This is a genomic window from Streptomyces sp. NPDC032198, from assembly GCF_040636975.1.
Classification (GTDB): domain Bacteria; phylum Actinomycetota; class Actinomycetes; order Streptomycetales; family Streptomycetaceae; genus Streptomyces.
The window spans coordinates 333,253-346,040 of record NZ_JBEZVL010000010.1; the positions used below are offsets into that span (position 1 = coordinate 333,253).

Here is a 12,788-nt window from a genome sequence, read left to right on the forward strand (position 1 = left end):
TTCCCGAGAAATTCGCTACGACCGGATCGAGGCGACGCAGGACAAGATCGCGGCACACCCGTCACACATCTGTTTCCGAGCAATGAGAGACACCTGAGAGAATGAGCCTCATGGCCATTGATCGTCCTCGCGTGCTCTCCGGAATCCAGCCCACCGCAGGCTCGTTCCACCTCGGCAACTACCTTGGCGCGGTCCGCCAGTGGGTGGCGCTGCAGGAGTCCCACGACGCGTTCTACATGGTGGTGGACCTGCACGCGATCACGATCCCGCAGGACCCGGCCGAGCTCCGTGCCAACACCCGGCTCGCCGCCGCCCAGCTCCTCGCTGCCGGACTCGACCCGGAGCGCTGCACGCTCTTCGTCCAGAGCCACGTCCCCGAGCACGCCCAGCTCGGCTGGATCATGAACTGCCTCACGGGCTTCGGCGAGGCGTCGCGCATGACGCAGTTCAAGGACAAGGCGGCCAAGCAGGGTGCGGACCGCGCCTCCGTGGGCCTCTTCACGTACCCGGTCCTGCAGGTCGCGGACATCCTGCTCTACCAGGCCCAGCAGGTTCCGGTCGGCGAGGACCAGCGCCAGCACATCGAGCTGACCCGCGACCTCGCGGAGCGTTTCAACGGCCGCTTCGGCGAGACGTTCACCGTCCCGGCGGCGTACATCCTCAAGGAGACGGCGAAGATCTTCGACCTTCAGGACCCGTCGATCAAGATGAGCAAGTCGGCGTCCACCCCGAAGGGCCTGATCAACCTCCTGGACGAGCCCAAGGCCACCGCCAAGAAGGTCAAGAGCGCGGTCACCGACACCGACACGGTCGTGCGCTACGACACCGTGGACAAGCCGGGCGTCAGCAACCTCCTCACCATCTACTCCACGCTCACCGGCACCGGTATCCCGGAACTGGAGCAGAAGTACGCCGGCAAGGGCTACGGTGCGCTGAAGACTGACCTCGCCGAGGTCATGGTCGACTTCGTGACTCCCTTCCGGGACCGCACCCAGGCCTACCTGGACGACCCGGAGACGCTCGACTCGATCCTGGCCAAGGGTGCGGAGAAGGCGCGCGCCGTCGCCGCGGAGACCCTCGCCCAGGCGTACGACAAGGTGGGCCTGCTGCCCGCCAAGCACTGAGCCACACAAGCCCCCTGCACCACGCCAGGCACAACAGCGCCCTCTGCCCGCCATCCGACCGACAGGAGTACGACGTGGGGACCGTAACGATCGGTGTGTCGATCGCGGTCCCGGAGCCTCATGGCAGCCTGCTCCAGGAGCGGCGCGCGGGCTTCGGGGACCCCGCGGCACACGGCATCCCCACCCACGTCACGCTGCTGCCGCCGACCGAGGTGGACGCCACGGCGCTGCCCGCCGTCGAGGCGCACCTGGGGGCCGTGGCGGCGGCCGGGCGCCCCTTCCCGATGCGGCTCTTCGGGACGGGCACGTTCCGGCCGCTCTCGCCCGTCGTCTTCGTGCAGGTGGTGGCGGGCGGCGCGGCCTGTGGCTGGCTGCAGGAGCGGGTGCGGGACGCGTCCGGGCCCATGGCGCGCGAGCTGCAGTTCCCGTACCACCCGCACGTCACGGTGGCGCACAGCATTTCCGAAGAGGCCATGGACCGGGCGTACGCGGAGCTTTCCGAGTACGAGGCCGAGTGGCCCTGCACCGGCTTCGCCCTCTACGAGCAGGGCGCCGACGGGGTGTGGCGCAAGCTGCGCGAGTTCGTCTTCGGAGGCGGCGGTCCTGTGGTGCCGCCGCAGGCCGCGGCCCCGGTGACGCACGGAAGGCTGCCCGCTCGCTGATCCCGGAAGGGAGCCGCCCGTCGAGCGGCGGCGCCCGCCGGGCGCCTCACACCGGAAGCCGCCGGAACACCGTGCGCGGCACGTGACGCAGCGCTGACATGACCACCCGTAGCGCGCCGGGCACCCACACCGTCTCCGAGCGCCGCCGCAGACCTGTCTCGATGGCCGTCGCGACCGCCTCCGGAGTGGTCGCCATCGGGGCCTCCTCCAGGCCCTCCGTCATCTTGGAGCGCACGAAGCCGGGGCGGACGACCATCACGTGCACCCCCGTGCCGTGCAGCGCGTCGCCCAGGCCCTGGGCGAAGGCGTCGAGGCCCGCCTTGCTCGACCCGTAAATGAAGTTCGAGCGGCGGGCACGCTCGCCCGCGACCGAGGAGAGCACGACCAGGGAGCCGTGCCCCTGGGCCTGCAGCGACCGCGCGCACACCAGGCCGGCCGAGACCGCGCCGGTGTAGTTCGTCTGCGCGACGCGCACCGCCGACAGCGGCTCGTCCTCGTCGCGTGCCTGGTCGCCGAGGATGCCGAAGGCCAGCAGGACCATGTCGATGTCGCCCTCGGCGAAGATCTTGCCGAGCGTGGCCTCGTGGGACTCGGAGTCGAGCGCGTCGAAGGCGACGGTGCGGACGTCCGCACCCATGTCGCGCAGGCCCGCAGCGGCCTCCTCCAGGCCCGGGGACGGCCGCCCGGCGAGCCACACGGTGCGGGTGCGGCGCGCGACCAGACGGCGGGCTGTGGCGAGGCCGATCTCGGAGGTGCCGCCGAGTACGAGCAGGGACTGGGGGGTGCCGAAGGCGTCCTTCATGGGACCAACTCCTGGAGGTGCTAGAGGGCGAGGCGGCGCGAGAGGTCCGAGCGGAACACGCCGCGCGGGTCGAGGTCGGCCCGCAGTGCGCGGAAGTCGTCGAGGCGCGGGTACATCGCGGCGAGCATCTCGGGCCGCAGGCGGGAGTCCTTGGCCAGGTAGACGCGGCCGTCGGAGGAGGCGACCTCCTCGTCGAGCTCGTCGAGGAAGGCGCCGAGGCCGGGCAGGTTGGCGGGGATGTCCAGGGCGAGGGTCCAGCCGGCCATCGGGAAGGAGAGCCAGCCCGGATCGCCCTCTCCGAAGCGCTTCAGTACGGCGAGGAACGACGGGCAGCCGCGCTCCGAGATGCGTCGCACGATGCGCCGCAGGGCCTCTTCCTTGTCGTACCCGACGACGAATTGGTACTGCACGAAACCGCCGCGGCCGTACACGCGGTTCCAGTGCGGGACGCCGTCCAGGGGGTGGAAGAACGTCGACATCTTCTGGAGCTCGCCCACCCGGGCGCGGGGTGCCTTGCGGTACCAGAGCTCATTGAAGAGACCCACCGACTTGCGGCCGAGCAGCCCCTCGGGCAGGAAGCGCGGGGCCGGGGGCAGTTGGCCGGGGCGGAACGCCAGCGGGGCTCTACGCGCGCGTGCCGGGAGGACGTCCAGGGGGGCGTGGTCGCCGCGCGTGAGCACCGAGCGCCCCATGGACGCGCCGCGCGCGAGGAGGTCGATCCAGGCCACCGAGTAGCGGTAGCGGTGGTCGGTGGCGGTGAGGCGGGCCATCAGGTCGTCCAGGTCGGTGGCGCGCTCCGTGTCCACCGTCATCAACGAGGTCTCCACCGGCTGCAGTTGCAGCGTCGCGGCGAGGATCATGCCGGTCAGGCCCATGCCGCCGGCCGTCGCGTCGAACAAGGGGGTGCCGCGTTCGACCGCCTGCACCGTGCCGTCCGCGGTGAGCAGTTCGACGGCCATCACATGGCGTGAGAACGACCCCGATCCGTGGTGGTTCTTGCCGTGGATGTCCGCGCCGATCGCGCCGCCCACGGTCACATAGCGGGTCCCCGGCGTGACCGGCACGAACCAGCCGAGCGGCAGCAGGACCTCCATCAGGTGGTGCAGGGAGACCCCGGCGTCGCACAGGACGGTGCCCGCGTCGGCGTCGATGGCGTGCACGCGGTTCATGCCGGTCATGTCGAAGACGGCGCCGCCCGCGTTCTGCGCGGCGTCCCCGTAGGCCCGTCCAAGGCCTCTCGCGATGCCGCCACGCTCCCCGCAGGCCTGGAGGGCCGCCACGGCCTCCTCGGGCGAACGGGGGCGGATCAGCCGGGCGGTGGAGGGGGCGGTGCGCCCCCAGCCGGACACGGACACGGCTTCGGACGTCGCCATGGACGTGGCCTCGGGTGTCGCCATGGACGCGGCCTCGGGCGTCGTCGCGGTCGCGGAGTCGGCGGGCGGAGCGGAGTCGGCAGGCATAGGCGTGACCGTATCGTCCGAGCAAGGGTAGTTTGCCCATATTCATCCAAGCTCTCACCGAAATGGGTGATTGATGGAGTGTCGTCGTATATTGCCGTAAATATTGAGAGGTCGCCTAGAAGAGTCGGGAGGTCAGGTCCTTGAAGTCCCCGGAGAGGGAGGCCACATGCACGACATGGACCACCGGCTGCTGTCGGCCCTGCGCGACTGCGGCTCCGACGCGCGCGTGGCCGCCGCCGCACGGGCCCTGTCCTGGACCGGCGAGCACGGCGCCCTCTGGATCGTCGCGGGGCTCGCCGGCGCCGCGGTCGACCGCGAACGGCGCGGCGCGTGGCTGCGCGGCACGGCACTGACCGCCGCGGCGCACCTGGCCAGCATGGGCGTCAAACGGGTCGTACGGCGTCCGCGGCCCGGCGGCGACGCGGGCGTGGAGCCCCTCGTCAGGACCGCGGGGCGGCACTCCTTCCCCAGTTCGCACGCCACTTCGGCCGCCGCGGCCACCGTCGCGTACGGCGCGCTGAGCCCCGTGGGGGCCCGCGTCGTGCCGCCGCTCGCCGCCGCGATGTGTGTCTCGCGGATGGTCGTCGGCGTCCACTACCCGAGCGACGTGGCGGCCGGAGCGGCCCTAGGCGCCCTCACCGCGCGCGTGGGCTCCGCCTGGATGAACGGGGGCCGCGCCCATGGCTGACCGCACCGCGCTGCTCGAACGCCCCCAGCCGCCCCGGCCGCCCGGCACGGGTTCCCTGGCCCTGCCGCTCGGCCTCCTGAAGACCGCGCGCCCCCGCCAGTGGGTGAAGAACGTCCTGGTCGTCGCGGCCCCCGCGGCCGCGGGCGAGCTCTTCTCGCGCCGCTCGCTAGTCCAACTCGCCCTGGTGTTCGCACTGTTCACGGCAGCGGCGTCCGCCGTCTACCTCATCAATGACGCGCGTGACGCCGAGGCCGACCGCGCGCACCCCACCAAGTGCCGCAGACCGGTCGCCGCGGGCCAGGTGCCGGTGGCGGTCGCGTACGCGGCGGGCGGGCTGCTCGCCGTGCTCGCTCCGGTGGCCGCCGCCATGCTCTGCACGCCCTTGACCGCGGGCCTGCTCGCCGCCTACGTAGTGATGCAACTGGCCTACTGCGTCAGCCTCAAGCACGTCCTCGTCGTCGACCTCGCCGTCGTCACCACGGGCTTCCTGATGCGGGCGATGATCGGGGGAGTGGCCCTCGGCATCCCGCTCTCGCGCTGGTTCCTCATCACCACCGGCTTCGGGGCGCTCTTCATGGTCGCCGCCAAGCGCTACTCCGAAGCCGTGCAGATGTCCGGGAGCGCCGAGAAACTGGGCGCCACGCGCGCGTTGCTCACCGAATACACCACCGGCTACCTCCGCTTCGTCTGGCAGCTAGCCGCCGGGGTCGCCGTCCTCGCGTACTGCCTGTGGGCCATGGAGAGCGGCGGCACCGCCAACGGCCTGCTGCCCTGGCGGCAGCTGTCGATGGCCGCCTTCGTCCTCGCCGTCCTGCGGTACGCCGTCTTCGCCGACCGGGGCACGGCGGGCGAGCCCGAGGACGTCGTCCTGCGCGACCGGGCGCTGGCCGTCATCGGCCTCGTGTGGATCGCGATGTACGCCCTCGCGGTCGCCGACTGGTGAGCGCCCTCAGAGAGCGGCTACGGGCCATGGGCCCCGAACTGCTCGGCTTCGCCGCCGCCGGGATCTGCGCGTACGCCGTCGACCTCGGCCTCTTCATCTGGCTGCGCGGCCCCGCCGGTCTGGACCCGCTGACCGCCAAGGCGCTGTCCTTCGTCGCCGGCTGCACGGTCGCGTACGCGGGCAACGCGCTCGGCACCTACCGGCGGCGCGAGGGGCCCGGAGTGTCGCGGCTCCGCCAGTACGGGATCTTCTTCGCCGTCAACATCGCGGGCGCCCTGGTGCAGTTGCTCTGCATCGCGGTGTCCCACTACGGCCTCGGCCTCACCTCGCAGCGCGCGGACACCGTCTCCGGGGCAGGGGTCGGTATGGCACTCGCCACTGTTCTGCGTTTCTGGGGTACTCGGACCTTGGTCTTCCGCACAACGGGCAGGGAGGCATCATGGACTGGCTGAAAAAGCTCCCCGGCATCGGACCCCTGGTGGAGCGTCTGATGCGCACGCACGCGTGGAGCGCGTACGAGCGGCTCGACAGTGTGCATTGGGCCCGCCTCGCGGCAGCGATGACGTTCATCAGCTTCCTGGCGCTCTTCCCGCTGATCACTGTCGCCGCCGCGGTCGCCGCCGCGACCCTCTCCAAGAGCCAGCAGGACAAGCTCGAGGGCACCATCTCCAAGCAGGTCCCCGGCATCTCCGACCAGCTGAACCTGGACGCCCTCGTCGACAACGCGGGCACCGTCGGGCTCATCGCGGGCGCCCTGCTGCTCTTCACCGGCATCGGCTGGGTCGGCTCGATAAGGGAGTGCCTGCGGGTCGTCTGGGAGCTGGAGGACGAGGAGGAGAACCCCCTCCTGCGCAAGGTCAAGGACGCCGGGGTGCTCATCGGGCTCGGCGGCGCGGGCCTCGCGTCCGTCGTCGCCTCCACCCTCGCGTCGACCGCCGTCGGCTGGAGCGCCGACCTCATCGGGATCTCCAAGGACGGCTGGGGCGGGGTGCTGCTGCAGGCGATCGCGTTCGCCATCGCCGTCCTCGCGGACTTCCTGCTGCTGCTCTACGTCCTGACGCTGCTGCCGGGCGTCCAGCCCCCGCGCCGTCACCTGATCACCGCGGGGCTGATCGGCGCGGCCGGATTCGAGCTGCTCAAGCTGCTGCTCGGCGGCTACATGAAGGGCGTCGCCGCCAAGAGCATGTACGGCGCCTTCGGAGTGCCCGTCGCGCTGCTCCTGTGGATCAACTTCACCGCGAAGCTCCTGCTGTTCTGCGCCGCCTGGACGGCGACGCGGAAGCAGGGGCGTACAGCGGCGGAACAAGAAGAGCCGCAGGAGCAGACCCAGCCGCAGACACAGCCGCAGACGGCACCCGGTGGCGTCAGCGGCGGCTCTTCGGCAGCGGCATCCGGCGGTTGATCACGAACCATCCGGCGGCGATGAGCGCGAGGACGCCGGCTCCGACCCCGACTGCGATGCCGACACCGCTGCCCGACTCCTTGCCGGAGGCGTGCGCCACGTTCTTGGACGAGCCCGACCCGCCCTTGCCGGCGCCGGGCGCGCCCTTGCCGCTGCCCGTACCGGCACCCTTCGGAGCGACCAGTTCGCCCACCGGCTCGACCTTGCCGGAGGCCTTGAAGCCCCAGTCGAGGAGGCGCTCGGTCTCCTTGTAGACCGCGTGCTGCTCACCGGAGTCGGGGTTCATGACGGTCACGAGCAGCACCTTGCCGTCGCGCTCGGCGACACCGGTGAAGGTGTTGCCCGCGTTCGTGGTGCTGCCGTTCTTGACGCCCGCGATGCCCTTGTAGGCGTCCAGACCGACGTCCCCCGTAAGGAGGCGGTTGGTGTTCTGGATCGCGAAGGACTCGCGCTTCGTCTTGCCCTTGTCCTTGCCCTTCTTGATCTTCTTGGTCTCGCCGGGGAACTGGGCGGTGGCCGTCGAGCAGTACTCCCGGAAGTCCTTCTTCTGCAGCCCGGAGCGGGCGAACAGCGTCAGGTCGTACGCGGAGGAGACCTGCCCCTTCTCGTCGTAGCCGTCCGGACTGACCACATGGGTGTCGAGGGCCTGGAGCTCCTCGGCGTGCGCCTGCATGTCCTTGACGGTCGCCGGGACGCCGTCGTTCATCGCCGACAGGACGTGCACCGCGTCGTTGCCCGACCGCAGGAAGACACCGAGCCACAGGTCGTGGACCGTGTACGTCTCGTTCTCCTTGACGCCGACCATGCTGCTGCCCGCGCCGATGCCGGCCAGGTCGGAGAGCGAGACCTTGTGCTTCTGCGTCTTGGGGAACTTCGGCAGGACCGTGTCCGCGAAGAGCATCTTCAGGGTGCTCGCCGGGGGCAGCCGCCAGTGCGAGTTGTGCGAGGCGAGGATCTCGCCCGTCTCGGCGTCCGACACCATCCAGGAGCGCGCCGAGAGGTCCTTGGGGAGGACGGGAGCGCCTGCCTTCAGGCTCACCTGGGTGCCCGGCTTGCCGAGCTTGGCGCCGCCGACGGTCGACATCGACGCGGGGGGCTTGGGCTTGTTCTCGCCCCCCGGCTTGCCGTCCGCCCACGCGGGAGCTGTGGTCGACATGGTGAGCAATGCGGCGGATGTGACCAACAAGGCGGTCTTTTTTACGGCAGGCACGGACGAGAACGTACAGGGCGTCGCCGGGGAAGTCGCCGCCGAGGTGGGCCGTGTCCGCGGCGTCCCGGACTCCCCACCCCGGCGGCGCTGCGGAAGGGAGGCTCGCGATACTGAACGTATGAAGCTCAGCCGCCCGGTCTCCTGGTTCCTGCTCGCCTTCGGTGTGTGGAGCTGGTTCATCTGGATCACTTTCGTCAAGAACCTGTGGAAGGACGGCAGTGGGCTCGCCTTCGATGACGCAGGCGACCCGACCGCGTACTTCTGGGTCCACCTGACGCTCGCCGTCGCCTCCTTTGTCTTGGGGACGGTGGTAGGGGCCATCGGGTTGCGCGGAGTGCGTGCTCTGCGCCGTACGTCATAGCTGATCGGTCACTTCGGGCACTGCTGAGGGGCGCACCACCGTGGTCATCCTGTTCGTGCTGGCCGGTCTCGCCGCGCTCGCGGCCCTCGCCGGGCTGCAGTGGTACGCGTGGCGGCGCCTCGTGCGGGACACCACCGCTCGCCCCGGATTCGTCCGGCGTGCGGGAGCCGTCGTCTTCGTGGCGGGGCCGCTGCTGATGTTCGCGGCGGTCGCCAGTGAGCGGGCCGGGGCGCCCTTCTGGCTGCAGAAGGTGCTGGCCTGGCCCGGCTTCATGTGGATGGCGCTGTCGATCTATCTGGTGCTCGCGCTTCTTGCCGGTGAGCTCGTACGGCCCTTCTTCTTGCGGCGTCGTACGAAACGCGCCGCTACGGAGGAGGCCGATTCCGCACCGGCCCTCTCTCCGGCCCTGTCCCCGGGCCTCTCCGTGGACAACGGCACTCCTACGGAGATCCCCGCCCGGCCGGAGCCTCCCGCTCCCGAGGGCGCGCGGAAAACACCGGTCGCCCCCTCGCGCCGTCTCTTCGTCTCGCGCATCGTCGGCGGGACCGCCGCGGCCGTCGCCGTCGGAACGGTCGGCTACGGAACGTACGGCGTGCTGCGCGGCCCCCGCGTGAAGCGCGTCACCGTGCCGCTGGCCAAGCTGCCGCGCGGGGCGCACGGCTTCCGGATCGCCGTGGTCAGCGACGTCCACCTGGGGCCGATTCTCGGACGCGGCTTCACTCAGCGCGTGGTCGACACGATCAACGGCACACAGCCCGACCTCATCGCGGTCGTCGGCGACCTGGTAGACGGCAGCGTCGAGGACCTCGGGCCCGCCGCCGCGCCGCTCGCGCAGCTTCGGGCGCGGCACGGGACGTACTTCGTGACCGGCAACCACGAGTACTTCTCGGGAGCCGAGCAGTGGGTCGATCACGTACGCGAACTCGGCCTGCGGCCCCTGGAGAACGCCCGCACCGAACTGCCCGGCTTCGACCTCGCGGGCGTGGACGACGTGGCCGGTGAGAGCGAGGGGCACGGGCCCGACTTCGCCAAGGCGCTGGGCGACCGGGACCGCTCGCGGGCCTCCGTGCTCCTGGCCCACCAGCCGGTGGTCATCCACGACGCCGTCAAGCACGGCGTCGACCTCCAGCTCTCCGGGCACACCCATGGCGGACAGCTCTGGCCAGGCAATTTCATCGCCGACCTGGCCAACCCGACGCTCGCCGGGCTGGAGCGGTACGGCGACACGCAGCTGTACGTGACGCGGGGCGCGGGTGCCTGGGGGCCGCCCGTGCGGGTCGGGGCGCCGTCCGACGTCACGGTCGTCGAACTGGCCTCCCGCCAGGCGTAATCGCATGTTGGTTCGATGTGGTACGAATCTGGCCGGATACTGCCGGGCCGCAAGATGACGGAGTGACACCGGCCGCTACCTCTGCGCAGCATTAAGTGTTGGAATCGTGCGCGGTTCTTGGTGCTTTGGTGTGCCATAGGGGGGACGTTGTTGCGCCGTCAGGCTTTCCGGCTGCCACCGCATCCGGCATCCGTCTCGCTCGCCCGGCTCCGTGTGCATGATCATCTCGCCGCGTGGGGGCACAAGGAGGAGAGCGCCGCGCTGCACGACGCCGTGCTCCTCGTGTCGGAGCTCGTGACGAACGCGGTCTGCCACGGCCTCGTCCAGGACCGGGAGTTCGAGGTGGCGGTGACGGTGCTCGCCGACGGCGACTGCTTCATAGAGGTGTCCGACGAAAGCCCGACCAGCCCGGAGCTAAGGGAATTGGGCCCGTTGGAGGAGGGCGGCCGAGGCCTGCGGCTGCTGGACGCGCTGGCGGAGGCCTGGGGCGTCTGGCAGCGGGGACGGCACGGGAAGACGGTGTGGGCGCTGGTGCGGGCCTGAGGGGGCCCTGGAGCCGCGCGCAGGAGGCAAGGAGCCTCATCCGCCCGTTCGCGCAGGCAACGTGACCGTCACCGTGAGACCCGACCCCGGCGCAGTCTCCACCTCCACCTGTCCGTCGTGTGCCGCCACCACCCCCTGCACGATCGCCATCCCGAGGCCGCTGCCCGCGCCGCCGCCCGCGCGGAAGAACCGGTCGAACACGCGCGCGGCGTCCGCCTCCGAGAGGCCGGGGCCCCGGTCGGCCACGCGCAGCCGCACCAGCCCGTCCTGCCGCTCCACGCCCAGCGTGACCGGTGCGTCGGCGGGTGTGTGGACGCGCACGTTGGCCAGGAGATTGCCGAGCACCTGGCGCATGCCCGACTCGTCCGCGTGGACAAGGACCGACCCGTCGGCGCGGACCGTGAGCGGGCGCTCCGGCTCCTGTACCCGCAGATCGTCGGCCGCGTCCCGTACGAGGCGGCTCAAATCGACGTTCCTGAAGCGCAGTTCCGGCTGCTGGTCCAGGCGGGCCAGGGTGAGCAGCTCGTCGACGAGGTGGCCCATCCGGTCGGTCTCGGCGAGGACGCGGCTCCACGCGCGCGTGCGTTCCGCCGGATCGCGCAGCATCCCCTTGTCGTACAGCTGGAGGTAGCCGCGGATCGCCGACAAAGGCGTACGCAGCTCGTGCGAGGCATCGGCGACGAAGCGGCGCAACTGTGCCGAGCTGCGTTCGCGGGTCTCGAAGGCCGATTCGACCTGGTGGAGCATGGAGTTGAGGGCGAGGCGCAGCTGCTCGGTCTCCGTGGCCGGGGCGCGGCTCGACGGCACGCGCCGGGTGAGGTCGCCCTCGGCGATGGCCGAGGCGGTCTCGACCATGTCCTCAAGGGGCCGGAGCCGGTGGTGCGCGGCGATCATCGTCAGGACGGCGAGCAGCCCCAGCAGGACCACTCCGAAGGCGGCGTCGAGCCTGAGCGCCTTCTTGATGCCCGACTCCACGTCCTCCGTGTCCGCGGCCATCAGGATCGTCGTGCCGTCGGCGAGCTCAGCACCCACCATGCGGTGGGCGTCACCGTCCAGGGTGACGTCCCGCGGCTCCGCGCTGTCGGCGACCGCCCCGGGGTCGTCGACGGCGGCGGCCAGGGCGCGCTGGCGCGGGGTCGGGACGAGGGAGCCGATGGCGACAGGCTTGCCGCCCTTGTCCACGGCCACGAACACCGTGTCCCCGCGCGGCAGCGCACTCGCGTGCTCCTTGCCGCCGGGCGAGAGCTTGTCGAGGGCGATGCCCAGCTCACTGAGCCGCTCGATGTCCTTCATGGTGATGCCGGTGGCAAGGAGCGAGCTGCGCGACTGCGTCAGCTCGGAGTCCACGTTGTCCAGCAGGTAGTGGCGCATGCCCATGACGCTCACACCGGTCGCCACGATCACGCCGAGGGCCAGCAGGGCCACGTTGACCCAGGTGAGCTTGGCGCGCAGCGAGCTCATGCCGCGGTGCGGGCGCGCACGCCTCATGCGAGGCCGTATCCGACACCCCGCCGGGTCGTGATCACCGGCGGGCCGAGCACGGCCAGCTTGCGCCGCAGATAGCTGATGTAGGTCTCCACGACGGTCGACTCGGCGGAGTGCTCGTACTGCCAGACGTGGCGCAGGAGCTGCTCCTTGGGCACCACACGGCCGCCGTTGCGGACCAGGAAGCGCAGCAGGGCGTACTCGGTGGGCGTGAGCTGCGCCGTGCGGCCCGCGCGGCGCACCACGTACGTCGTCTCGTCCAGCTCCAGGTCGCCGTAGCGCAGCGGCGGGCGCTGGGGGAGCACGTCGCCCGCCCTGGTGCGGCGCAGGACCGCGCCGATGCGGGCGATGACCTCGTCGATGTTGAACGGCTTGGTGATGTAGTCGTCGCCGAAGCCGAGCGCGCCCACGACCTCCGCGGGCGCGTCCCGCGCGGTCAGGAAGAGCAGGGCCGCTCCGGGGCACCGGGCGCGCAGTTCCCTGGCCAGGGCGCGGCCGTCGCCGTCCGGCAGCATCACGTCGAGGAGCGCCACGTCGGGCCGGGTGCGCCCGGCGAGCGCGAGGGCCTCGCGCACGGTGCCCGCCACCATGACGTCGAAGCGGTGGTAGCGCAGGGCGATGGCGAGCACGTCGGCGATGCTCGGCTCGTCCTCGACGACGAGCACGGTGGCCCCGGCACCCGCCCCGGCCGGCCCGGCGGGACTGCCCTGCCCGCCCGGACCGGTTCGCACTCCGACATCTGTTCCCTGCTGGCCTTCGGCGTGGCTCATGTCCCCAG

At 71.2% G+C, this 12,788-nt stretch carries 14 protein-coding genes; 9 read left to right on the forward strand and 5 right to left on the reverse strand.

Translation table 11 applies throughout. The annotated features are described in order from the left end of the window. Window positions 1-110 precede the first annotated feature (110 nt). Both trpS and AB0E78_RS27355 read left to right on the forward strand, forming a co-directional pair. On the forward strand, window positions 111-1,124 hold the full coding sequence (gene trpS / locus AB0E78_RS27350) for a tryptophan--tRNA ligase (RefSeq protein WP_361837516.1): 1,014 nt from the start codon (window positions 111-113) through the stop codon (window positions 1,122-1,124). A 74-nt stretch (window positions 1,125-1,198) separates the two neighbouring features. Next, window positions 1,199-1,786, forward strand: a complete 588-nt coding sequence (locus AB0E78_RS27355; RefSeq protein ID WP_361837519.1) for a 2'-5' RNA ligase family protein — start codon at window positions 1,199-1,201, stop codon at window positions 1,784-1,786. Between the two features lie 46 nt (window positions 1,787-1,832). On the opposite strand, the gene AB0E78_RS27360 is transcribed toward AB0E78_RS27355, so the two are convergent. Next, window positions 1,833-2,588 (reverse strand): decaprenylphospho-beta-D-erythro-pentofuranosid-2-ulose 2-reductase, encoded by a 756-nt coding sequence (locus AB0E78_RS27360; protein WP_361837522.1) that lies wholly within the window; start codon window positions 2,586-2,588, stop codon window positions 1,833-1,835. Window positions 2,589-2,608: 20 nt separating this feature from the next. Then, window positions 2,609-3,985: an FAD-binding oxidoreductase gene (locus AB0E78_RS27365; protein WP_361837773.1), complete on the reverse strand. Its 1,377-nt coding sequence runs from the start codon at window positions 3,983-3,985 to the stop codon at window positions 2,609-2,611. Between the two features lie 229 nt (window positions 3,986-4,214). Between AB0E78_RS27365 and AB0E78_RS27370 the strand changes: the two genes are divergently transcribed. Genes AB0E78_RS27370 through AB0E78_RS27385 form a run of 4 tightly spaced genes read left to right on the forward strand, consistent with a single transcriptional unit; the run spans window position 4,215 to window position 7,081 of the window. Next, window positions 4,215-4,736, forward strand: coding sequence for a phosphatase PAP2 family protein (locus AB0E78_RS27370; RefSeq protein WP_361837525.1), 522 nt, complete (start codon window positions 4,215-4,217; stop codon window positions 4,734-4,736). Further along, complete coding sequence (locus AB0E78_RS27375; protein ID WP_361837528.1) at window positions 4,729-5,679, forward strand: decaprenyl-phosphate phosphoribosyltransferase; 951 nt, start codon at window positions 4,729-4,731, stop codon at window positions 5,677-5,679. Before AB0E78_RS27370 ends, AB0E78_RS27375 begins: the two co-directional genes overlap by 8 nt. 26 nt (window positions 5,680-5,705) lie before the next feature. Continuing rightward, entirely contained in the window at window positions 5,706-6,131 is a 426-nt protein-coding gene (locus AB0E78_RS27380; RefSeq protein ID WP_361837775.1) for a GtrA family protein, read from the forward strand. After that, window positions 6,119-7,081, forward strand: coding sequence for a YihY/virulence factor BrkB family protein (locus AB0E78_RS27385; RefSeq protein ID WP_361837530.1), 963 nt, complete (start codon window positions 6,119-6,121; stop codon window positions 7,079-7,081). The genes AB0E78_RS27380 and AB0E78_RS27385 overlap by 13 nt, the downstream gene beginning before the upstream one ends. On the opposite strand, the gene AB0E78_RS27390 is transcribed toward AB0E78_RS27385, so the two are convergent. Then, the gene (locus AB0E78_RS27390) at window positions 7,044-8,237 is read right to left on the reverse strand and encodes a D-alanyl-D-alanine carboxypeptidase (protein ID WP_361837532.1); all 1,194 of its coding nucleotides are present in this window, start codon (window positions 8,235-8,237) and stop codon (window positions 7,044-7,046) included. The genes AB0E78_RS27385 and AB0E78_RS27390 overlap by 38 nt on opposite strands. A 172-nt stretch (window positions 8,238-8,409) precedes the next feature. Here AB0E78_RS27390 and AB0E78_RS27395 point away from each other — a divergent pair, with 172 nt between their 5' ends. From AB0E78_RS27395 to AB0E78_RS27405, 3 genes are all read left to right on the forward strand, one after another. Next, window positions 8,410-8,652: an SCO4848 family membrane protein gene (locus AB0E78_RS27395; protein ID WP_160506782.1), complete on the forward strand. Its 243-nt coding sequence runs from the start codon at window positions 8,410-8,412 to the stop codon at window positions 8,650-8,652. Window positions 8,653-8,692: 40 nt separating this feature from the next. Beyond that, entirely contained in the window at window positions 8,693-9,982 is a 1,290-nt protein-coding gene (locus tag AB0E78_RS27400) for a metallophosphoesterase (RefSeq protein WP_361837534.1), read from the forward strand. A gap of 147 nt (window positions 9,983-10,129) precedes the next feature. Further along, a complete protein-coding gene (locus AB0E78_RS27405) occupies window positions 10,130-10,525 on the forward strand; it encodes an ATP-binding protein (RefSeq protein ID WP_361837537.1) in 396 nt (131 codons plus the stop codon). 36 nt (window positions 10,526-10,561) lie between these two features. On the opposite strand, the gene AB0E78_RS27410 is transcribed toward AB0E78_RS27405, so the two are convergent. Together AB0E78_RS27410 and AB0E78_RS27415 are read right to left on the reverse strand one after the other, a co-directional pair. Next, window positions 10,562-12,013 (reverse strand): HAMP domain-containing sensor histidine kinase, encoded by a 1,452-nt coding sequence (locus AB0E78_RS27410; protein ID WP_361837540.1) that lies wholly within the window; start codon window positions 12,011-12,013, stop codon window positions 10,562-10,564. Beyond that, window positions 12,010-12,675, reverse strand: a complete 666-nt coding sequence (locus AB0E78_RS27415) for a response regulator transcription factor (RefSeq protein WP_361837778.1) — start codon at window positions 12,673-12,675, stop codon at window positions 12,010-12,012. The genes AB0E78_RS27410 and AB0E78_RS27415 overlap by 4 nt, the downstream gene beginning before the upstream one ends. Window positions 12,676-12,788: the final 113 nt, after the last annotated feature.

Bases quoted from the DNA above. Each gene is read 5' to 3' on its own strand.
- AB0E78_RS27390 (WP_361837532.1), bottom strand. From the start codon at position 8,237: ATGTCGACCACAGCTCCCGCGTGGGCGGACGGCAAGCCGGGGGGCGAG.
- AB0E78_RS27395 (WP_160506782.1), top strand. From the start codon at position 8,410: ATGAAGCTCAGCCGCCCGGTCTCCTGGTTCCTGCTCGCCTTCGGTGTG.
- AB0E78_RS27410 (WP_361837540.1), bottom strand. From the start codon at position 12,013: ATGAGGCGTGCGCGCCCGCACCGCGGCATGAGCTCGCTGCGCGCCAAG.
- AB0E78_RS27375 (WP_361837528.1), top strand. From the start codon at position 4,729: ATGGCTGACCGCACCGCGCTGCTCGAACGCCCCCAGCCGCCCCGGCCG.
- AB0E78_RS27385 (WP_361837530.1), top strand. From the start codon at position 6,119: ATGGACTGGCTGAAAAAGCTCCCCGGCATCGGACCCCTGGTGGAGCGT.
- AB0E78_RS27370 (WP_361837525.1), top strand. From the start codon at position 4,215: ATGCACGACATGGACCACCGGCTGCTGTCGGCCCTGCGCGACTGCGGC.
- AB0E78_RS27365 (WP_361837773.1), bottom strand. From the start codon at position 3,985: ATGGCGACACCCGAGGCCACGTCCATGGCGACGTCCGAAGCCGTGTCC.
- trpS (WP_361837516.1), top strand. From the start codon at position 111: ATGGCCATTGATCGTCCTCGCGTGCTCTCCGGAATCCAGCCCACCGCA.
- AB0E78_RS27360 (WP_361837522.1), bottom strand. From the start codon at position 2,588: ATGAAGGACGCCTTCGGCACCCCCCAGTCCCTGCTCGTACTCGGCGGC.
- AB0E78_RS27380 (WP_361837775.1), top strand. From the start codon at position 5,706: ATGGGCCCCGAACTGCTCGGCTTCGCCGCCGCCGGGATCTGCGCGTAC.